The sequence below is a fragment of the Streptomyces sp. WZ-12 genome (genome assembly GCF_028898845.1).
Lineage (GTDB): Bacteria > Actinomycetota > Actinomycetes > Streptomycetales > Streptomycetaceae > Streptomyces.
The window spans coordinates 8,864,652-8,883,938 of record NZ_CP118574.1 but is presented as its reverse complement, the minus strand read 5'-3'; the positions used below and the strand labels follow the sequence as shown (position 1 = coordinate 8,883,938).

At 70.3% G+C, this 19,287-nt stretch carries 20 protein-coding genes; 4 read left to right on the top strand and 16 right to left on the bottom strand.

Annotated elements, in window-relative coordinates:
- Positions 1 to 44 precede the first annotated feature (44 nt).
- The 6 genes from PV796_RS39040 to PV796_RS39015 form a co-directional block, all read right to left on the bottom strand.
- On the bottom strand, positions 45 to 1,190 hold the full coding sequence (locus PV796_RS39040) for an RNA polymerase sigma factor (RefSeq protein WP_274919390.1): 1,146 nt from the start codon (positions 1,188 to 1,190) through the stop codon (positions 45 to 47).
- A 20-nt stretch (positions 1,191 to 1,210) separates the two neighbouring features.
- Positions 1,211 to 1,618 (bottom strand): YciI family protein, encoded by a 408-nt coding sequence (locus tag PV796_RS39035; protein ID WP_274918593.1) that lies wholly within the window; start codon positions 1,616 to 1,618, stop codon positions 1,211 to 1,213.
- Between the two features lie 282 nt (positions 1,619 to 1,900).
- Entirely contained in the window at positions 1,901 to 2,278 is a 378-nt protein-coding gene (locus PV796_RS39030) for a VOC family protein (protein WP_274918591.1), read from the bottom strand.
- Positions 2,279 to 2,433: 155 nt separating this feature from the next.
- Complete coding sequence (locus PV796_RS39025) at positions 2,434 to 3,270, bottom strand: class I SAM-dependent methyltransferase (RefSeq protein ID WP_274918590.1); 837 nt, start codon at positions 3,268 to 3,270, stop codon at positions 2,434 to 2,436.
- Between the two features lie 104 nt (positions 3,271 to 3,374).
- Positions 3,375 to 4,016, bottom strand: coding sequence for a TetR/AcrR family transcriptional regulator (locus PV796_RS39020; protein WP_274918589.1), 642 nt, complete (start codon positions 4,014 to 4,016; stop codon positions 3,375 to 3,377).
- 183 nt (positions 4,017 to 4,199) lie between these two features.
- Positions 4,200 to 4,961 carry a chitinase gene (locus PV796_RS39015; RefSeq protein ID WP_274918588.1) on the bottom strand — a complete coding sequence of 254 codons (762 nt, stop codon included), beginning with the start codon at positions 4,959 to 4,961 and terminating at the stop codon, positions 4,200 to 4,202.
- A gap of 480 nt (positions 4,962 to 5,441) precedes the next feature.
- Between PV796_RS39015 and PV796_RS39010 the strand changes: the two genes are divergently transcribed.
- On the top strand, positions 5,442 to 5,969 hold the full coding sequence (locus PV796_RS39010; RefSeq protein WP_274918587.1) for a hypothetical protein: 528 nt from the start codon (positions 5,442 to 5,444) through the stop codon (positions 5,967 to 5,969).
- 48 nt (positions 5,970 to 6,017) lie between these two features.
- Here the strand turns inward: PV796_RS39010 and PV796_RS39005 are convergent, their stop codons facing one another.
- The 5 genes from PV796_RS39005 to PV796_RS38985 all read right to left on the bottom strand — a co-directional run bounded on the left by PV796_RS39005 (position 6,018) and on the right by PV796_RS38985 (position 10,507).
- Positions 6,018 to 7,232 (bottom strand): cytochrome P450, encoded by a 1,215-nt coding sequence (locus PV796_RS39005; RefSeq protein WP_274918586.1) that lies wholly within the window; start codon positions 7,230 to 7,232, stop codon positions 6,018 to 6,020.
- 31 nt (positions 7,233 to 7,263) lie between these two features.
- Positions 7,264 to 8,634, bottom strand: coding sequence for an NAD(P)/FAD-dependent oxidoreductase (locus PV796_RS39000; protein WP_274918584.1), 1,371 nt, complete (start codon positions 8,632 to 8,634; stop codon positions 7,264 to 7,266).
- A complete protein-coding gene (locus tag PV796_RS38995) occupies positions 8,624 to 8,833 on the bottom strand; it encodes a ferredoxin (RefSeq protein ID WP_274918582.1) in 210 nt (69 codons plus the stop codon). Before PV796_RS38995 ends, PV796_RS39000 begins: the two co-directional genes overlap by 11 nt.
- A 565-nt stretch (positions 8,834 to 9,398) precedes the next feature.
- On the bottom strand, positions 9,399 to 9,833 hold the full coding sequence (locus tag PV796_RS38990; protein ID WP_274918581.1) for a hypothetical protein: 435 nt from the start codon (positions 9,831 to 9,833) through the stop codon (positions 9,399 to 9,401).
- Positions 9,834 to 10,216: 383 nt separating this feature from the next.
- Complete coding sequence (locus tag PV796_RS38985; protein ID WP_274918580.1) at positions 10,217 to 10,507, bottom strand: hypothetical protein; 291 nt, start codon at positions 10,505 to 10,507, stop codon at positions 10,217 to 10,219.
- A gap of 423 nt (positions 10,508 to 10,930) precedes the next feature.
- Here PV796_RS38985 and PV796_RS38980 point away from each other — a divergent pair, with 423 nt between their 5' ends.
- The 3 genes from PV796_RS38980 to PV796_RS38970 all read left to right on the top strand — a co-directional run bounded on the left by PV796_RS38980 (position 10,931) and on the right by PV796_RS38970 (position 13,868).
- Entirely contained in the window at positions 10,931 to 11,953 is a 1,023-nt protein-coding gene (locus PV796_RS38980; RefSeq protein WP_274918579.1) for an ETX/MTX2 family pore-forming toxin, read from the top strand.
- A gap of 51 nt (positions 11,954 to 12,004) precedes the next feature.
- Positions 12,005 to 13,156, top strand: a complete 1,152-nt coding sequence (locus PV796_RS38975) for an AAA family ATPase (protein ID WP_274918578.1) — start codon at positions 12,005 to 12,007, stop codon at positions 13,154 to 13,156.
- A gap of 97 nt (positions 13,157 to 13,253) precedes the next feature.
- The gene (locus tag PV796_RS38970) at positions 13,254 to 13,868 is read left to right on the top strand and encodes a hypothetical protein (protein ID WP_274918577.1); all 615 of its coding nucleotides are present in this window, start codon (positions 13,254 to 13,256) and stop codon (positions 13,866 to 13,868) included.
- Positions 13,869 to 13,893: 25 nt separating this feature from the next.
- Here PV796_RS38970 and PV796_RS38965 read toward each other — a convergent pair whose 3' ends face one another.
- The 5 genes from PV796_RS38965 to PV796_RS38945 all read right to left on the bottom strand — a co-directional run bounded on the left by PV796_RS38965 (position 13,894) and on the right by PV796_RS38945 (position 19,283).
- Positions 13,894 to 15,027: a carboxylate-amine ligase gene (locus PV796_RS38965; RefSeq protein WP_274918576.1), complete on the bottom strand. Its 1,134-nt coding sequence runs from the start codon at positions 15,025 to 15,027 to the stop codon at positions 13,894 to 13,896.
- A gap of 344 nt (positions 15,028 to 15,371) precedes the next feature.
- The gene (locus tag PV796_RS38960) at positions 15,372 to 16,166 is read right to left on the bottom strand and encodes an enoyl-CoA hydratase (protein ID WP_274918575.1); all 795 of its coding nucleotides are present in this window, start codon (positions 16,164 to 16,166) and stop codon (positions 15,372 to 15,374) included.
- Entirely contained in the window at positions 16,163 to 17,062 is a 900-nt protein-coding gene (gene mmsB / locus PV796_RS38955) for a 3-hydroxyisobutyrate dehydrogenase (protein ID WP_274918573.1), read from the bottom strand. Before mmsB ends, PV796_RS38960 begins: the two co-directional genes overlap by 4 nt.
- Complete coding sequence (locus PV796_RS38950; protein ID WP_274918572.1) at positions 17,059 to 18,138, bottom strand: enoyl-CoA hydratase/isomerase family protein; 1,080 nt, start codon at positions 18,136 to 18,138, stop codon at positions 17,059 to 17,061. Before PV796_RS38950 ends, mmsB begins: the two co-directional genes overlap by 4 nt.
- Positions 18,135 to 19,283, bottom strand: coding sequence for an acyl-CoA dehydrogenase family protein (locus PV796_RS38945; protein WP_274918571.1), 1,149 nt, complete (start codon positions 19,281 to 19,283; stop codon positions 18,135 to 18,137). The genes PV796_RS38950 and PV796_RS38945 overlap by 4 nt, the downstream gene beginning before the upstream one ends.
- Positions 19,284 to 19,287: the final 4 nt, after the last annotated feature.

Here is a 19,287-nt window from a genome sequence, read left to right as displayed (position 1 = left end):
ACCGGGACGCCGCCCCGTGACGACCCGCTTTCCGTGACGACCCGTCAGCGATTCCGACGAGCGTTGAGTCGGGCGGCCTGACGCGTCAGGTGATCGCGTTCGGCGAAGTTGGGCGCCTGGTGCGCGGCCTCCGCGTACAGCCGTGCCGCCTCCCCCAGGTCGCCGGCGCGTTCATGGAGGTATGCCGCCACCGCGACGTAGCGGGGCAGCGAGCCGTCCAGCGCCGCGAGTGCCGCCAGGCCCGCGCGCGGCCCATCGGCCTCGCCCACCGCCACCGCGCGGTTGAGCCGGACGACCGGACTGTCGGTCAGTCGCGCGAGCTCGTCGTACCACTCGACGATCTGCACCCAGTCGGTCTCCCCGGCGGTGGGCGCATCGGCGTGCAGTGCCGCGACGGCGGCCTGGGCCTGGAACTCGCCCAACCGGTCTCGGGCGAGGGCCGTTTGCAAGATCTCGACGCCCTCGGCGATCAACGCCGTGTCCCACCGGCCGCGGTCCTGCTCGGCGAGCGGCACCAGGCTGCCGTCGGGCGCGGTCCGGGCGGCCCGCCGGGCGTGGTGCAGCAGCATCAGGGCGAGCAGCCCCGCCACCTCGGGGTGGTCGATCGCGGCCGTGAGCTGCCTGGTGAGCCGGATGGCCTCGGCGGCGAGGTCGACGTCGCCGGAGTAGCCCTCGTTGAAGACCAGGTAGAGGACGCGCAGCACGGTGCCGACATCGCCGGGCTGGTCGAGCCGCACTCCGGAGACGGTCCGCTTGGCCCGGCTGATGCGCTGGGCCATGGTCGCCTCCGGCACCAGGTACGCCTGGGCGATCTGGCGGGTGGTGAGCCCGCCGACGGCGCGCAGCGTGAGCGCGACCGCGGACGCGGGGGTCAACGACGGGTGCGCGCACAGGAAGTAGAGCTGGAGCGTGTCGTCCACCGCGGGCGCGGGTCCCGGCTCCGGCTCCTCGTCGACGAGGTCCTCACGCCGGCGGCGGGCAACGTCCGCCCTGGTCGCGTCGAGGAACTTGCGCCAGGCAACGGTGACCAGCCAACCCTTCGGGTCCCGCGGAGGGTCGGCCGGCCAGCCGCGGACCGCCTCGATCAGCGCGTCCTGCACGGCGTCCTCGGCCGCCGCGAAGTCGGCTCCGCGGCGGACGAGGATCCCGAGCATGCTCGGGGTGAGGCTCCTCAGCAGGGCCTCGTCCATCTGAGAGGTCACCTGGAGGGTTACTCCGTGATGGTGGGCGGCGCGGCCAGGAACGGGCGCAGCTCCAACCACTCGTGGATCGGCCGCCCGCCCGCCCCGGGGGCCGCCGACAGCTCCCCGGCCAGCTCGATCGCGCGCTCGTAGCTGTCGACGTCGATCACCATCCAGCCGGCGATGAGGTCCTTGGTCTCGGCGAACGGGCCGTCGGTGACCGGCGGACGCCCGGCGCCGCCGTACTGCACCCACGTCCCCTCGGGGGCGAGCGCCTGGCCGTCGACGAACTCTCCGCTCTTCTCCAGCCGGTCCGCGAAGTCCTGCATGTACTGCACGTGCGCCGAGATCTCCTCCGGCGTCCACTTGTCCATGGGCACGTCGTTGACCGGGGCCGGAGCGCCGCGGTAGTGCTTGAGCAGCAGGTACTTGGCCATCGTGGTTCTCCTTGGTGCGGGTGCGACCCATTGTGGTCGCGTTCATCTCGGGGACGGAGCCGGTCACGGGTTCTCGACATCGTCATCGGATTTTTTTGACACGCGTGGCTGAGCCCGAATTCGGGCGAGCCGCCACGCGGGTTCCGGGGCCCGAGCTTGGCGCGGAGGCAGAACCTCGGTCACCCGGCCCGGCCGCAACGTCCAGGACCCGATACGCGCCAGCGGCTCCCGTCCACTGAACCCACAGGCCGGCCATCCGACGGGGACCGCAGAGAAGAGAGGTCAGAACGCAGCGTCCTGCTGAACGATCCAGCCGTTGCCGTCGGGGTCGTCGAAGGACTTCCAACGTCCCCACGGGGCTTGTTGGATTTCCTGCTCGTGGAAGGTGACGCCGCGGTGCGCCAGTTCCCGCAGGGTCGACTCCAGGTCGTCGCAGGACAGTACCGAGCCTTTGAGGGAGCCGGCGGGCATGGTGGGGAACCAGGTGACCAGGGTGATCTTGGTGGAGGCGCCCGGGGGTTGGAGCATCACCCAACGCATGTTCTCGCCCATCGGGTTGTCCATCAGCACCGTGAAACCGAGGACCTCGGCGTAGAAGTGCTTGGCACGGTCCTGGTCGGAGACCGGGACGGAGACGAGGTTGAGGTTGGTCAGAGCCACCGGAGATGCCCTTCTTCGTTGCGAGACGGAGTTGGGGCACATTGTGGTGCTGGTGGGGAGCGGGCAAGGGGCATTGTCCTGCCGGCGCGCCGATCAGCGCGTGCTCGTGGCTCGCCTTGTCGCGCCGTGGCCGCTCCCTACGGCTGCGCTCCTGTTCACAGCGGTGCAGCCCCCGCGCGGCCCAGGAAGAGGCTGGTGATGACCTCCATCTGTGCGCGGCCGCCGTGCGCGTCCACGATGCGGGTGGTCTCGGCGAAGATCCGCTGGCGGGCGTCGGCGGGAAGTGCCCGGTAGCCGCTCAAGGAGGCGAGCAGCTCGATGAGCGCGGGCGTGGAGCGTTCGTGTACGGAGGTGTAGAGGCGGTGTTCCGGGTCGACGAAGCCGTTCGCGGTCATGTCGCGCCACTGGCGGGCGTCGGGGCCGCGACGCGCGGGGCGGGGGCGGGGGGCGAGGAGGGTGTCCGGCGGTATCTCGATGCCGAGGCGGGTGTGGGCGGCCGTCAACTGGTGCGCCAACTCGTCGCTCTGGAGCAGCCAGTGGTTCCAGAAGAGGGCCATCGCCCCGCCGGGAGAGAGCGCGGCCCGCGCCCGGGTCCAGCGCACGGCCGGGTCGACCCAGTGCCATGCCTGGGCGCAGTACAGCAACCCGTAGCGTCGTACCGGCTGCCAGTTCTCGAAGTCGGCTACGGCGAGGGCGACTTGGGGTAGTGACGCGCAGCGGCGACGTAGCACCCGGGCCATCCGGGCGTCCGGTTCGACGCATGTCACCGGTACGCCGGAGCGGGCGAAGGGCAGCGTGGCCTTGCCCGTCCCGGCTCCCACTTCCAGTGCCGCGTCGCCCGCGCCCAGGGCGGAGAAGTCCAGGACGTCCGCGATGAGTTGGTGGGGGTAGTCGGGTCGGCCCGTGTCGTACTGTTCGGCGTCCTCCCCGAAGATGTGGCGGCGTTCCCCTGTCCCCGATGTCGGGTCGTTGCCCGGGGTCCCGTACGGCATGCGTGTCACGGTAGACGAGGCGCCGCTCGGGCGGGAGGGCGCCTGGGGGTGCGAGTTGCTCATCCAGCCACTGGGGGCGGGAGTCAGCGGGGAACGGGCCGGGGTCAGGCGGACCCGTCGCCGCCGGCGAACAGCCGGTACAAGTGCGCGTCGATGGCGGTGAGGGCTTCGGCGGGCTCGACCACGTCCAGTTCGATGAGGGTGGTGAAACCGGTGAGGGCGAGCAGGAGGTTGGTTTCGGCCACCGGGTCGCGGTCGGAGGCGATGTGGCCGTCGGCGATCGCCTGGCGGATCAACTGCTCGACGAGCAGGCGTCCTTGGGCCATCCCCTCGCGCGCCTGGGCGTGGAGGGTGTCGTTGTGCAGCGCCTCCAGGACGTAGGCCGCGCTCATCCGACTGGCCGCGCGGGCGTCGGTGTGCAGGGGGAGCATTTCCGTGAGCATCACCCGCAGTACGTCGCGGGGGTGCGGCTGGTCACCCAGTTCCTTGAGGCCCTGCTTGACGCGCAGCGCGCGCTGCTCGGTCGCGTGCTCCATGGCGAAGGAGAGCATCGCCTCGCGGGACGTGAAGTAGTGCTGCAACGCCCCGTGGGAGATGCCCGCCTCCTTCGCGACCTCGCGCACGGACAACTGCGAGACGCCGCGCCGCTCCACCACCTGCCACAGCGCGCGGGCGATCTCCTCGCGGCGTTCGCGGTGGTCCACCTGTTTCGGCATCTGCCAGCTCTCCACACCCTCGTTTCCCATACGGTCGACATAATACGTGCGACCGGGAACGGTGCCAGCGCGTTTGAAGGGGGAACCCCGGGAGGGTCGGAACGACGCGACTGCGCGCCGGGGCGGGGACCGCGGGTCCGTGGGCCCACCCCGGCGACGGCCTTCGGGTCAACAGCTTCGGGCCAACGTGCCCGAAATGGCGGCCCGTTGGGGTCAGCAGCTCAGGTGGTCGCCCGGCGTGGTGCCGAGGATCTGCGTGAAGCGCTGGTAGTTGTCGATGCGGTTTTGCACCTGGCCGGGGTTGCCGCCGTTGCATTCGATGGAGCCGTTGATGCTGCGGATCGTCTCGCCGAAGCCGGCGCCGTTGACCATGGCGTTGTGCGCGGTCATGGTGCCCGGTCCGTTCTGGGTGTTCCAGTACCAGAGCGCGGTCTTCCAGGAGACGGCGGCGTCCCGCTCCACCAGGTAGGGGTTGTTGAGCAGGTCGATCCCCAATGCGTCGCCCGCGGCCTTGTAGTTGAAGTTCCAGCTCAGCTGTAGCGGCCCGCGTCCGTAGTAGGCGGCCTGGCCGGCCGGGCACCCGTAGGGGCGGGTGGCGTCGCAGTAGTGCGGGTAGTTGCCGGTGTTCTGTTCCACGACGTAGACCAGGCCGCCGGTCTCGTGGCCGACGTTGGCGAGGAAGGCCGCGGCCTCCTGGCGTTTGACGGTGTCGCTGCCGGTGTTCGCGAACGCCGGGTAGGCGCTCAGCGCGGCGACCAGCCCGTTGTAGGTGTAGAACGGGTTCCGGTTCGGGAACATCTGGTTGAACTGCGCCTCGCTGACGACGAATCCCTCGGCCCGGGTACCGGCACCGGACCGGACCGTACAGGAGGAGGCACAACCCGCCGCGGCCACCGCGAGCGAAGCCGGTAAGGAGAGGGCGAGTCCGGCGGCCATGGTGGTGGCGCTCAGGAGGACGGCGAGACGGGGCTTCATGGCGGTGACTCCTTCGTGCGGCCGGGCCCCGCAGACGAGGGGGTCGAGCGACCGCGGTGGGGGATGGCGTGCATGTCCAGTACGGGGCAGGCGAGTTGGCGCCCGGGGGTGACGCAGCGGGCATCGTTGCGACCGGGGGTGGACACGCGACGGCGGTCTAGACCAACGTCACATTACGAGCGGGCGCGCCGGCATGTCCATACCAATGCATGCCCGGGGTGGCGGGCGAAACACCCGGGACAGTCGAACTCGACAACGAGGCGAGGAATCCCTCAGTAGGTCCCAATAGCCTTGTCTAGGCTGGCATTTGGAGATCGCTCGACCGCTCACCAGGCGGTCGAGCCAGGCCCATGCGCCGGACGCCGCGACGACCACCCCACCTCAACTCCCCCGTCCGCACCCTGACGTTGAAGCAAGTCGGCGGACATTGCCGGAAGTTGGCGGATCTTCGTCGGGGCCACCAGGGGCCGTCCTTGCTTCATGAACCCAAATAACTCGACCGGTCGTCATAGTGCCGAACTGGTCTGCCCACCTCGACCTCGATCACGCCGGCGGGCGCACGCCGGACTCGGCGAGCCGTGGTACGGCTTCGACGCCGTCCGGGAACTCGACGGACTGCCGCCGGGGATCCTGCTCGTCCCGCTCGCCGGCCACACCCGCGGCCATGCCGGGGTCGCCGTCGACACCGGCCGCGGCTGGCTACTGCACGCCGGCGACGCCTACTTCCACCCGGGCGAACTCGACCCGGTCCGACCGCACTGCCCGCCCGCTCTGGCCCTGTTCGAGTCGAAGGTGCAGACCGAGAAGCAGGCCCGACTGCACAACCAGCAACGGTCGCGCGAACTGGCCCACGAGCACGGCGAGCACGGTGGACGTGGCGAGCACGGTGGTCACGGCACGCACCGCGATCGCATCCGCGACCAGTTCCGGATCTTCTCCGCACACAGCGCCGTGGAATACCGTCGCCAGGCTGCTTCCCTCAGCCCCCTACCGAAGACCAGCAAGTGATCACGAGACCACCGAGTGATCACGACACGATCGCCCGAACTGCCGTGATCACGCGAACTCCCGCATGGCGAGCGGTAGATGCCGGGGGCCCCGCAGCATCGCGTTCTGGCGATAGGGCGGCGGGTCCTGCAACAGGGTGGTGGTGCCGAGGCTCGGCAACAGTGCTCTGAGTGCGGTCTGGGCCTCGATGCGGGCGAGCGGTGCGCCGTAGCAGAGGTGGATGCCGCTGCCGAAGCCGAGGTGTTGGTTGTCCTGGCGGGCGGGGTCGAAGCGGTCGGGGTCGGGGAACTGCGCGGGGTCACGGTTGCCCGAGGCGAGCGCGAGCACGACCTTGCTGCCCTCGGGGATGATGGTGCCGGCGACCTCCATGTGGGCGAGGGCGATGCGTTGGCGCATGTGGACCGGGGGTTCGTAGCGCAGGAGTTCCTCCACCGCGCTGGGCATGAGGTCGGGTTCGCGGCGCAGCCGGTCGATCGCTTCGGGGTGGCGCAGCAGGGTGAGCACCCCGTTGGTGATGAGGTTGACGGTGGTCTCGTGACCGGCGATGAGCAACAGCACTGCGGTTTGCGCGAGTTCGTCGCGGGTGAGCCGCATGGTCGGGTCCGGTTCGTTGACGAAGGCGGAAAGCAGGTCGTTGCTGGGGTGGCCGCGGCGCCGCTCGCCGAGGTTGGCCAGGTACCCGCCCATCTCGGCCATGGTCTGGAGGGTCGCCTGGTCCGGTTTGTCGGCTTCCTCGCCGGGCTTGATGTCCGCGGCCGCGACCAGCGCGTCGGACCATTCCCGGAACATCGGCTCGTCCTCGCGCGGGACGCCGAGCAGTCGGCAGATGACCGTGACGGGCAGCGGATAGGCGAAGTCGTCGACGAGGTCGATCTCGGAGCGGTCCCGGACCCCGGCGAGCAGTTCCTCGGTGATCGCGTTGATCTCGCCGCGCAACGAGTCGACCGTCCCCGGGCTGTGCGGCGGGCCGAACGGCCGCATGGCCAGGGTGCGCAGCCGGTGGTGTTCGGGGTCGTCGAGTTGCAGGAACGAGGGCTTCACCGGCCCCTGGGACGGCTCCGCGGAGAAGTCGCGACCGCGGACCTCGGCGCTCATGCGCGGGTCGTGGAGCAGGGCGCTGAGGATGTGGTAAGTGCCGATCAGATAGGTGCCGTCCGTCTGCCGTACGACGGGGCCGGCCTCGCGGAGTTCCGCGTACAGCGGGTAGGGGTTGGGGCGGTTGGCGTAGTCGGTGATGCGTGCCAACAGGGTTTCGGCGGGCATGGGATCGGGCTCCTCGGGTTGGCTGATGGGTTCAGCCGTGCTGCACCGTGACCAGCCGGCGGTCCGGCAGGTGGCCGGTGAGTGCCACGGTGGGGCCGTGCGAAAGCCCCTTGGGATCCGGCACGTCGGAGGGGATCGCGATTTCGGCCGCGAGCGGGCGGTCCGCGGCGCCGGGCTCCGGCGGGAACGGGGCGGCGGACTCGATCAGGTTCCGGTAGTGCTCCAGCGCCTTGGCCATGTTGACGGTGACCGCGGCGGTGACCCGTCCGCGATAGCCGTACACAACCGCCAGGCGGCCCGCCTCCAACGTGCCCTGGGCGATGACGACGTGGTCGGAGAAGGTGGGGACGCCCACCGACTTGATGTTGTGGCCGAACTGGGTCGACCAGAACACCGGGACGGCGAGGTGCGGGCGTCGCAGCGGCCCCGGATTGACCATGTTGTGGGCCGCCACCTCGGCCTGTTCGACCGCGTTGCCCCAGTGCTCCAGCGAGAGGAGTTGGTACTCGTAGAGCGGGTGCGGGAAGCGGGAGACGTCGCCGGCCACGAAGATGTCGTCGGTGACGATCCCGTACATGTTGAAGGCTCGGCATCCGGCGTCGCAGGCGAGGCCGCGGGGGCCCGCTGCCAGTCCGGAGTCGGCCAACCACTCGACGTTGCGGATCGCCCCCAGTGCGGCGACACACACGTCCGCGTCGAGGTGGCTGCCGTCGGAGAGGTCAGCGCCGACGAACCGGCCGTCGCCGTCCCCGCGCAGGGCGGTGACCGTCACCCCGCAGCGCAGGTCCACGCCGTGCCCGCGGTGCATGCCGGCCGCCAGCTTGGCCAGGGTGCCGCCGACCGCGCCCACCAGGGGTGCGGGGCCGCGTTCGGCGACCGTCACCTCGATACCGCGCTCCCGGCAGGCCGAGGCGATCTCGGAACCGGTGAACCCGGCCCCGATCACCAACACGCGTTGCGGCCCGGCGGCTAGGTGCGCCGACAGACCCGCCGCTTCGTCGCGGGTGCGCAGCGTGAACACCCCGTCGAGAGCGGCCTCCTCGGGGTTGGGCCAGGGACGTGCCCGGGTCCCGGTGGCGATCAGCAGCCGGTCGTACGGCAGCGCTTCACCGTCCGCCAGGGACACCCGCTTGGCGATGGGATCCAGTCCGGTGGCGCGCACCCCGAGCCGCCAGACGGCTTTCGGGTCGCGGCGCATGGGCAGGCCCGTGGTGTCCGCCGGCACATGGCCGAGCAGCACCTGCTTGGACAACGGTGGCCGGTCGTAGGGCGGATAGGGCTCGTCCCCGACCACGGTCAGTGAGCCGGTGAAACCCTCCTCGCGCAGCTTCTCGGCGGCGCGCAGTCCGGCCAGTGAGGCTCCGATGATGACGATGTGCCCGTCGTGCAGGTCACTGTCCATCGGCCTTCACTCCCTCGCCCATGAGGATGGCCTGGACCGGGCACGCGGCCACGGCCTGGCGCACGCGCTCCTCCTGGTCCTCGGGGATGGACGGGGCGTAGAGCAGCCCTTCCTCCCCGTGCAACTGGAACATCTCCGGCGCGAGAAACACGCACTGTGCATAGCCCTGGCAGCGCGTGAGGTCAACGACGATCTGCATCCCCACCACTCCCTCGGTCGCCACACCCCCTCACTTCCAGAGTGAGGGAAGAGGCGCGGGCTCGCCTGGCAACGGTGTTGGGGGTATGGGGGCTGCCCTCCGCACGTATGCGGTTGTGCGGGTGGCTATCCAGGCTTGGCGGGCTCACCTGCGCATCTGCGGATCCCCCTGGGCTACTGCGGAGCCTTGCCTGGAAGGTGAGGCCGACGAGCCGGACGGTGGGGCGCAAGCGCTCCAGGAGGATGTCGATGTCGGGCGGGAAACTGCCGGCACGGTGGGCTTCCCGCGGGACGCGGGTGATCACCTCGCGGGAGCCGTCGCCCTATTAGGCCACGCGCGGGCGCAGGCCCCGGCGGGTGCGGGTCGCTGTCCTCAACGCCATGACCAGGGTGGCCTGTTGGTGGCGAGCTGCCCCCAACTGGGCGTGAGGCACTGCAGAGTTACTCCATGGCGGCACGACGGTCGACGCCGCACTCGGGAGGGAGATAGGAGGTGGTGTGCGTGCAGATGTGCGGCACGGCACAGCCCCGCCCGGGCCTTGGCCGAACGGGGCTGGTTCACCGGCCTACTTGCAGAACGACGACTTGACGGCTGTGACGATGCGCGCTGCCTGATCGGTCGTCAGCTTCGGCACGGTGCCGGGCCTGGTCCCCGTGAACCGCAGTTGCACCCCCTGCTCCACGTCGGCGTCAGCCTGGCCCGCTTGGATGTCTGCGCAGACGGTCTTGGCCCCGGTAACTGCCCACGCCTCGTTGCCGCCTAGGGCCGGGTCCACGGCTTTGAGCGCGGCCATCAGGGTCCGTGTCTGCTGCGCGTCCGGCGACGGCGCGCCGGCAGGGCCTGACGACTTATCGGCCGAGGAGGGGTCGGCGGCGCTCGTGCTTGCGCCCGTCGTCGGTGGCTTGTCGCTCTGCCCGGAGCTCGTGGAACCGCATGCCGACAGGCTTAGGGCAGCAGCGATTACCGCGATGGCGGCACGTGCGCACTGTTTGTTGATCACGTGCCCCACCATAAATGGATACGCGGAGCCCCGTCCCGCCACTGTGGCCGGAACGGGGCTCATGACGTGTGTCCGTGTTACCGGATCACGTCATCTGGGCCTGGCCCCCGAGCACCACAGACAGGTCGCACACAGCTCGAACACTTCATGAATCCTCACCTTGCGTCGCCGGCCCGAAGACCACTCCAAGGAGGCAAAGCACTCCCGGTAGATCGGCGAGGAGAGGAGTCGAGCGGGCCGCAGGTGGTCGAGGCTTCCGGGTAGGCCGAACTCGGTTGGGCGGCGGGCAACTTCCGAGGCGTTTCCGCCACCGAACAGTCACTGACCACGCCCCAGTAGCGCAGCAGAGGGGAAGGCCCCGCCGCGCGCCCGGGATGGCCGGCTTACCCCTTGCCCCGGCGTCGCTCCCCCGTGGCCAACGCCGCCACCAGGTCGGCGCCGCGTGCCGCCAGGAGGCGTCGTCGCTCCCAGCGGGAGCGCGGTCGAGTGCTGGCCGCTTGGGTGCCCCGCGGTGCGAGCGAGCGTGCGGTGAGGCGCCGCCCGGCGTCCGCGAGGTCGGCCAGGATGCGCTCCCGCTCGCGCTCGTTGCGCGCGCTACGCAACGCGGTGTACAGGCCCTCGATCTGCGCCACCGCCGCGCCGATGCGCAGGTTGGTGCTGCCTGTCCCTGACATCCCGCCCCGTGCCACCTACAGCCTCCTCGATATGCGTAGTCGCCCAGTGCACAACACTTGCCCACGTGCGCAATACCGCAACCTTACCGGGAGGGGGGTCCGCGCGGCTTCACAATTTCGCGTGGTTTCCCGTCAACCGACACGCCAACCGCCTCGTCCACCACGGCGTCAACTACCGTGCGCGCGGGCGGGAGTCACCGCGATGATCCTGCTCGACGCCGGAGCGCGAGCCGCACCATCCGGCCACAGCGTGGGCGCATTTCACGATGGCCATCGCCGGCGGACTCCGCCAACGGTTCCCGACCACGAAGTCGGATGCTTCGGGACCAAAGTCCCTATGCGGGACGGGAGATCACCGATTGCATTGCTGTCCAGGCCGGCCGGCCGCTTTCCCCTTCCACCCCTACCGCATTGGGACCCCCCATGAGCCACGTCTCCAGACGGCGCGTTCTCACCCTCGCCCCGGCCGCCGGCCTCGCCGGAGCACTGCCCAGCTTCCTCGCCGCCCCCAACGCCGCGGCGGCCGCGCCCAGTCGACCGAACGCGGCGCGGAGCGCCCGGAAGACCAAGGCCGCGGCCCGCTCCCTACAGGAGATCACGGACGCCTGGGGCGCGTGGATGGCCAAGGAGCGCTTCCCCGCCTCCAAGGGCTGCCGCTTCACCGCGTCCACCGAGTACGGCAAGCAGAGCGCGCTCAACGACTACCGCCGCTACCAGGTCGGCGCGAAGTACCGCGGCATCACCTACGACCCCAGCGCCCCCTCCCCCGTCCCGGGTCAGGTCAGCTCCGTGACCACCAACTACCGCAACGGCTCCGCGGTCGAGCAGACCGTCACGTACAAACAGAGCAAGACGACCGAGCAGGACCTGCGGATATCGGTGACCGAGTCGTTGAAGATCGGCATCAGCATGGAGGTGTCGGCGGAGATCCCGGCGGTGGCGAAGGTCAGCGAGACCACCTCGATCGAGACCAACCTCTCGTCCACGCAGGAGTACACCCACAAGGAGACGCAGACCTGGAGCGTTGACCTCCCGCTCCGGATTCCGTCAAAGTCGCTCATCGAGGCATCGCTCGTCGTCGGCACCCAGCAGTACGACATCGACTGGTCCGCCACCGTGAACATGACCGGCAACGTGGCGATCTGGTTCGAGGAGAAGGTCGACCTCAATCACGACGGCGACCGCCACTGGCTGTGGTTCGTCCCCATCGAGGAGGTGTTCCGCGACTGCCGTGCCAACGCCATCGTGGACACCACCGGCTACGAGATCACCGCGGACGGCGTGGATGCCTTCGCGAGCGGGACGTTCGGCGGCGGGCAGGGCGTGTCCCTCAATGTCAACGTCGCGCAGAAGGATCTCGACGGGACCAGTCGCGGCACCGTCGCGCGGATGACGCCCGTGCCGCTCAGTCAGAACGGGAAGAAGGTCATCCACGCCGGTCGCTGACGGTCGTTAATTCCGTCGACGCTGCCTCCCGGGCCGGGGATAATCCGGGCCATGGTGCTGCCGGTGCTGTGGATCTGTGGCCCACCAGGGGTCGGGAAGACCACGGTTGCCTGGGAGATGTACTCCCGGGCAACACGTGGCGGGCGCGGCGCGGTCGGGTACGTCGACATCGACCAGCTAGGGATGTGCTACCCCGCCCCCGCGACGGATCCGGGCCGGCACCGGATGAAGGCGCGCAATCTCGGTGCGGTGGCGGCCGGTTTCCGAGCCGCGGGCGTCAGCTCCCTGATCGTCTCCGGCGTCGTCGACCCCGCCGGTGGGGTGCGCCCGGAGGACGTTCCGCAGACCGCGGTGACGGTGTGTCGGTTGCGTGCCGAACGGGAGGTGCTCCGGCTGCGGTTCCTTGGTCGCGGCGGTCCCGCCGGGTTGGTCGATGCCGTGCTGCGGGAGGCCGATGCGCTGGACGCGAGCGACTTCGCGGATGTCCGTGTGGACACCGGCGGTTTGCGGGTGGGCGAGGTGACGCGGTTGGTCGGCGAGCGGCTGGGTGGGTGGCCCGCGCCGGTCGCCGGTCGGTCGGTCGCCGCGGAGGCGCGCCCGGCCCCGCCACTGGCGACCGTCGGCCGTCCTCCCGTCCTGTGGCTGTGCGGGGCGACCGGCGTCGGCAAGTCGACGGTCGGTTTCGAGGTCTACCGGAGGGTGCTGCGCGCCGGAGTGGTCGCGGCCTACCTCGATCTCGATCAGCTCGGCTTCCGCCACCCGGTGCCGGACGACGATCCGGGGAATCACCGGCTCAAGGCCCACAACGTGGCTGCGGTGTGGGGAACTTATCGGGCGGCCGGGGCGCAGTGCCTGATCATGTCCGGACCGGTTGAGGACGAGGCTGCGGCCGCGGTGTACGCGGACGCCCTGGGGAACGCGGAGTTGGCGATCTGCCGCCTGCACGCCGGACCGGAGGAATTGACGCGTCGCGTGATGTCCCGTGCGGACGGCGGGAGTTGGGATCAGCCGGGTGACCCGCTGCGGGGGCGGTCCGAGGCCGAACTGCTGCGGGTGGCCGACCGCGCGGTGGCGTCGGCCGCCACACTGGACGCTACTGGGGTCGGCGGAGTACGCGTCGCCACCGACGGGCGCACCGCGGCGGAGGTGGCCGAGGCCGTCCTCGCCGATGCCGATCTCCTGAGCGGGGTGCTCAATTCGTGAGTGCCGGCGCCCTGCGTGAGTATTCGTCAACTAGCCGGCAATATAGGGGACTTCGGCCACGGCGAAGCCCCGGAGCTGGCAAGGTGACCCCATGGCCATGTCTTCCTCTCCCTCTTCCTCTTCTTCCTCCTCCTCGCCCCTCACCTACGAGCGGGTCGCGGACGTCCTCCAGCTCGCCGGCATGATCACTCACGACGAGGCGCAGGCAGCCCGCAAGGAAATCGGTGCCGACGGGGTGGAATTGACGCCCTATGACGTCGCCCTCACGCTCTCGATGTTCGGGGTGGCGGTGTCGATCCATGCCGACGACATCGATTTCCTGGAGGAGTCCTACGCCTCGCTGTTGGAGCGGGCGGCCGAGGCCACCGGTGGCGCGGTCACCGTCTCTCAGGTGCGTCTGCGCGAGGGGGAGCCCGTGGAGGGGTTCGGTTATCCCGATTTCAACGGGCGGGATGACGTCCTGGAGTTCGAGCGGAACGGTGAGCTGTTTTCCTTCTCTGCCGAGCACTTCTCCGAGGACTACTTCGACACGGCGGCCGCAGTGGAGGCAGTTGCCGCGTGTTCCCCCGACGATGATCCGCGCGCCTTCCATCTGGTGGATTTCGAACGGGAGCCGCACGGCATCTACGACACCGTGCTGGCGCTCGTCTCCCCCGAGCAGGCGCGGGTGTTGGAGGAGGAGTTGGGACTGGAGATACCGGGGTCACGATGAGGCTTCATATTCGCCTTCTGTGGCCTTAGTTGAGGCGGTACGGGGCGCTCCTGGTGGCCTGGATCGCGTAGTCGACGACGTCCGCCGGGTTCTGGCCCGAGCGCTGGTAGACCTCGCGGAGTCGCTGGGCGCCGTTGCCTTGGGTGCGCAGCCATCCGGTGGCCTGCTCGACGAAGGGGAGGTCGCCGGAGTCCAGCAGGGCCGGCCGTATGTGGGCTATCAGCGCGTCGACGGCCTGCCAGGCGGGGACGAGGTTGCCGGTCGCGGCGTCCGGCAGGTCTCCGGTCATTCCGTAGCGGGCCGCGCGCCAGCAGGAGGCGCGGAGCACCTCGCTACGGATCGGTGGTTCGGTGGGCGTGCGGTTCGCCGGGTGCAGGGCGGTCTGGACCAGGCCGCGGCAGAGGGCGGTGAGCAGCAGCTCCTCGTCCACGGTGAGGGAGACGTCGGCGACCCGTAGCTCCACGGTCGGCCATCTGACCGAGGGGCGGATGTACCAGTAGAGCATGCCCTCGTCCAAGCCGGCGGAGGAGCGCACCAGTTGGTCGACGGTGCCGTGGTAAGTGGCGGCGTCGGGGAGGTGCGGGGGTGGTCCCGCGGTCGGCCATCTGGACCAGACCACGGTTCGCCAGCTCGCGTAGCCGGTGTCGGTGCCGTTGTGCACCGGGGAGTTGGCGAACAGGGCGAGCAGGGCGGGGAGCCACGGTCTCATGAGGTTGCAGACGTGCAGGGCCTCGTTGAGACCGTCGACGCCGATGTGGATGTGGGCGCCGCCGACGCAGGAGGTGTGGGCGAGCGAGCCGTAGATCTCCTGTATGTAGGCGTACCGGTCTTTGGGGGTGAAGAGGGGCGGGCTTTCGACCGGTGGCATGCCGACGGCGATGAGTCGGCAGCCGTTCTCCTCGGCGGCCTGGGCGAATCGGTGGCGTCCACAGACCAGTTGGCTTCTCAGTTCTTCCAGGTCGTGGCAGACGCCGGTGACGAGTTCCAGTTGTGCGGCGTGCATTTCGGGCTCGGCGTGCGGGATGGCGGACGACAGCGCCGCATGGACCTCCGGGCCTTTGGGCGCCAGTCGCCTGCTGTGCGGGTCGACGAGGAGGAACTCCTCTTCCACGCCGACGGTGGGTACGGGCCAGGAGCGGTCGGCCGCTTCGGCGGGCATGGATGCCGGCCTCATGAGCGGGGGCCGGTTTCCTGGGCGGGGCGGCCGGGCCCGTCGCCGGTCGGCTGTGCGGGTGCGTCAGGGGACGGCACAGCGGAGGCACTCAGGGAACTGAGAAGCATGATCAAGATCGTATATCCCGATGCCGCCGTCGCGGTGCCCGGATAAGTAGCCAACAATTTGGGGTAGTTAGTGGGACTTCAGGGGAGGGGGTGACGCGAGTGCGTGGGGCGGTGGTGCAGGGTTGAGTGGGAAATGCCCGCAGCACAATCGGGCCGCCTGCCGGGATCCGGGCGTGCTGCGCGGTGATCGGGGCGGGCGGCCCGACGGGGAGTCCGTGCGGGTCAGCGGTGGGTGAAGCGGGGTGGGCGCTTGTCGATGAAGGCGGTCATGCCCTCCTTTTGGTCTGCGGTGGCGAAGACCGCGTGGAAGATTCGGCGTTCGAAGTGGACGCCTTCGGCGAGGGTGGTTTCGAAGGACCGATTGACCGCTTCTTTGGCCATCATTGCGACCGGAAGTGACATGCCCGAAATGGTTTCGGCGACCGCAAGTGCCTCGGTGCGCAATTGGTCGGCGGGCACCACGCGGGAGACGAGGCCGGAGCGTTCGGCCTCCGCGGCGTCCATGGTGCGGCCCGTCAGGCACATCTCCATCGCCTTGGCCTTGCCGATGGCGCGGGTCAGCCGTTGCGAGCCGCCGATGCCGGGCAGTACGCCCAGTTTGATCTCCGGTTGGCCGAAGACGGCGGTGTCTGCGGCGAGCAACACGTCGCAGAGCATGGCCAGTTCACATCCGCCGCCCAGGGCGTAGCCGGCGACGGCGGCGACGGTCGGCGTGCGGAGCCGGCCAAGCCGGTCCCAGGCGCCGAACCAGTCACTCAGGTACATGTCCAGGTAGCCCTGCGGCCGCATCTCCTTGATGTCGGCGCCGGCCGCGAACGCCTTGGCGGAGCCGGTGAGGACGATGCAGCCGCAGTCCGGGTCCCGGTCGAGGGCTTCGGTGGCGGCGACGACCTCGTGCATGAGCTGGAGGTTCAGGGCATTGCGGGCCTCGGGCCGGTTGAGGGTGATCAGGGCGGTGCGGCCGGTGCGTTCGACCAGGATCGTCTCGTAGCTGTCGGTCGGTGGCGTGGTGGTCATGCCGGTCCTCCGTCGCGCTGTTCCCTGATGTCCCGGACGATGCCGGAGAAGTCGGCCTCGACGCCGGCCTCTTGGGCGTAGGCGGCATACAACTGGGCCGCGTGCTGGCCGAGTTCGGCGCGGACGCCAGTGGCCTTGGCCGCGTTGGCGGCCAGGCCGAGGTCCTTGGCCATGAGCGGTGCGGCGAAGCCGGGGCGGTAGTCGTGGTTGGCGGGGCTGGTGGGCACCGGGCCGGGGACGGGGCAGTTGGTGGTCAGGGCCCAGCACTGGCCGGAGGAGGTGGCGGCCACGTCGTAGAGCGCCTGGTGGGAGAGGCCGAGGCGCTCGCCGAGCACGAACGCCTCGCTGACCGCGATCATCGAGATGCCCAGGATCATGTTGTTGCAGATCTTCGCCGCCTGGCCGGCGCTCGGGCCGCCGCAGTGGACGGTCTTGCGGCCCAACACGTCCAGGAACGGCGCGACATGGGCGACGTCGTCCGGCTCGCCGCCCACCATGAAGGTGAGGGTGCCGGCCTCGGCGCCGACGACGCCGCCGGAGACCGGTGCGTCGAGCATCCGCATCCCGGCCGCGGTGGCCTTGTCATGGGCGGCGCGGGCGTCGGCGACGTCGATGGTGGAGCAGTCGACGAAGAGCGTTCCGGGGCGGGCGGCGGCGAGGATGTCGTCGTAGAGGGCGAGTACGTGGCGGCCAGCGGGCAGCATGGTGAAGACCAGGTCGGCGTCGGCGACGGCCTCCGTCGCGGACGCGGCGGGCGTCACGCCGGCGGTGGCGGCCGCGTCCAGGCAGGTGGCCACCTTGTCGTAGCCGCGCACGCGGTGGCCGGCCGCGGCGAGGTTGGCGGCCATCGGCGCGCCCATGTTGCCCAGTCCGATGAAGGCGAGGGTCACGGTCACCAGGGGACCTCCTGTGTCGGGCCGGGTTGGGTGAGTCCCAGCTCGTCGGCGCCCAGGGGGGCGAAGAAGCGCGCGATGTGCGCGTCGGTGACGTCGGCGAGGGCGGGCGGGGACCAGCGCGGGTTGCGGTCCTTGTCGACGATCTGGGCGCGGATGCCCTCGACCAGGTCGGGGGCGGTGAGGGAGGCGCAGGAGACGCGGTATTCCTGGTCGAGTACCGCTTCGAGGGATCCCAGGTGCCGGGCCCGGCGGAGCGCGGTGAGGGTGACCTTGAGGGAGGTGGGTGACTTGGTGAGCAGCGTCTCGGCCGCTTCCTTGGCCGCCGGGTCGCCGTGGGAGGAGAGCCGGTCGATGATCTCCTCGACGGTGTCGGCGGTGTAGCAGGCGTCGATCCACGGCCGTTGGTCGGCGAGTTGGCCGGACGGGGCCGGGCGGACGTGGCGCTCCAGGACCGCGTGGACGGGGCGCTCGGCGAGGTCGTCGCCGAGTGCCGGGAGGGCCTCGGAAGGAACGTAGTGGTCGGCGAGTCCGCACAAGAGGGCGTCGGCCGCACCGATCTGAGCGCCCGTCAGCGCGAGGTGGAGGCCGAGCGATCCGGGTGCGAGGGCGAGGAGGTAGGTGCCGCCGACGTCGGGGATGAAGCCGATGCCGGTCTCGGGCATGGCGATCCGGGAGCGTTCGGTGACGATGCGGACGCTGCCGTGGGCGGAGACGCCGACGCCGCCGCCCATGACGATGCCGTCCATGAGGGCGACATAGGGCTTGCGGTAGCGGGCGATGCGGGCGTTGAGCCGGTACTCGTCGGCCCAGAAGGCGGCGGATGCGGTGCCGTCGCCGTCGCGTGCGTCGTCGTGGACGGCGCGGATGTCGCCGCCCGCGCACAGGCCCCGCTCCCCCGCGCCGGTCAGTACGACGGTCTCGATGCTGGGGTCGTTCTCCCAGGCGGTGAGGGCCCCGTCGATGCGGCGGACCATGGGGTGGGTGAGGGCGTTGAGGGCACGGGGGCGGTTGAGGGTCAGATAGCCGGCCCGGCCGCGGGTCTCCAGCAGGACGGGCTGGTCGTCGGCGCCGGTCACTGGAACGCCTCCGTCAGGCCGCGGGCCACGATGACGCGCATGATCTCGTTGGTTCCTTCCAGGATCTGGTGGACGCGCAGGTCGCGCACGATCTTCTCGATGCCGTATTCGGCCAGGTATCCGTAGCCGCCGTGGAGTTGCAGGGCGCGGTCGGCGACGGAGTAGCCGGTGTCGGTGGCGAAGCGCTTGGCCATCGCGCAGAGTTGGGGTGCCTGGGGGTCGCCCCGGTCGAGTGCCTGGGCGGCCTGGTGGACCAGGGCCCGGGCGGCGGCGAGTTCGGTGGCCATGTCGGCGAGGCGGAAGCGCAGTGCCTGGGCGTCCAGCAGGCGGGTGCCGAACGCCTCGCGGTCGGCGAGGTGGGCCAGGCTGCGGTCCAGCGCGCTGCGGGCGCCGCCGAGGGAGCAGGCGGCGATGCCGAGGCGGCCGCCGTTGAGGGCGTTCATGGCGATCCGGAAGCCCTGGCCCTCGCCGCCGAGCAGCCGGTCGGCGGGGATGCGGACGCCGTCGAGGATGACTTGGCGGGTGGGTTGGGCGTTCCAGCCCATCTTGCGCTCGTTGGCGCCGAAGGAGACGCCGGCGTCGTCCTTGTCGACGAGGAAGGCGGAGATGCCGCGCGGGCCTTCGTCGCCGGTGCGGGCCATGACGACGTAGAGCTGGGCGGCGCCGGCACCGGAGATGAACTGCTTGACGCCGGTCAGGACGTAGTCGTCGCCGTCGCGGACGGCGCGGGTGCGCAGGGCCGCGGCGTCGGAGCCGGCGCCCGGTTCGGTCAGGCAGTAGCTGGCGAGGTCGTCCATCGCGCACAGCCGGGGCAGCCAGCGTTCGCGCTGGTCGGGGCTGCCGTAGTGGTCGATCATCCAGCCGACCATGTTGTGGATGGAGAGGTAGCCGGCGATGGCGGGGCAGCCGGAGGCGAGGGTTTCGAAGATCAGGACGCCGTCGGCGCGGGCGAGGCCGCTGCCGCCGGACTCCTCGCGCACGTAGACGCCGCCGAGTCCCAGGCCGGCGGCCTTGCGGAGCACGTCGAGGGGGAAGTGCTTGTCGCGGTCCCAGTCCAGGGCGTGCGGGGTGAGGTGGTCCTGGGTGAAGTCCAAGGTGGTTTCGACCAGGGCCAGTTGGTCCTCGGTGAGGTAGGTCGTGGTCACCGTG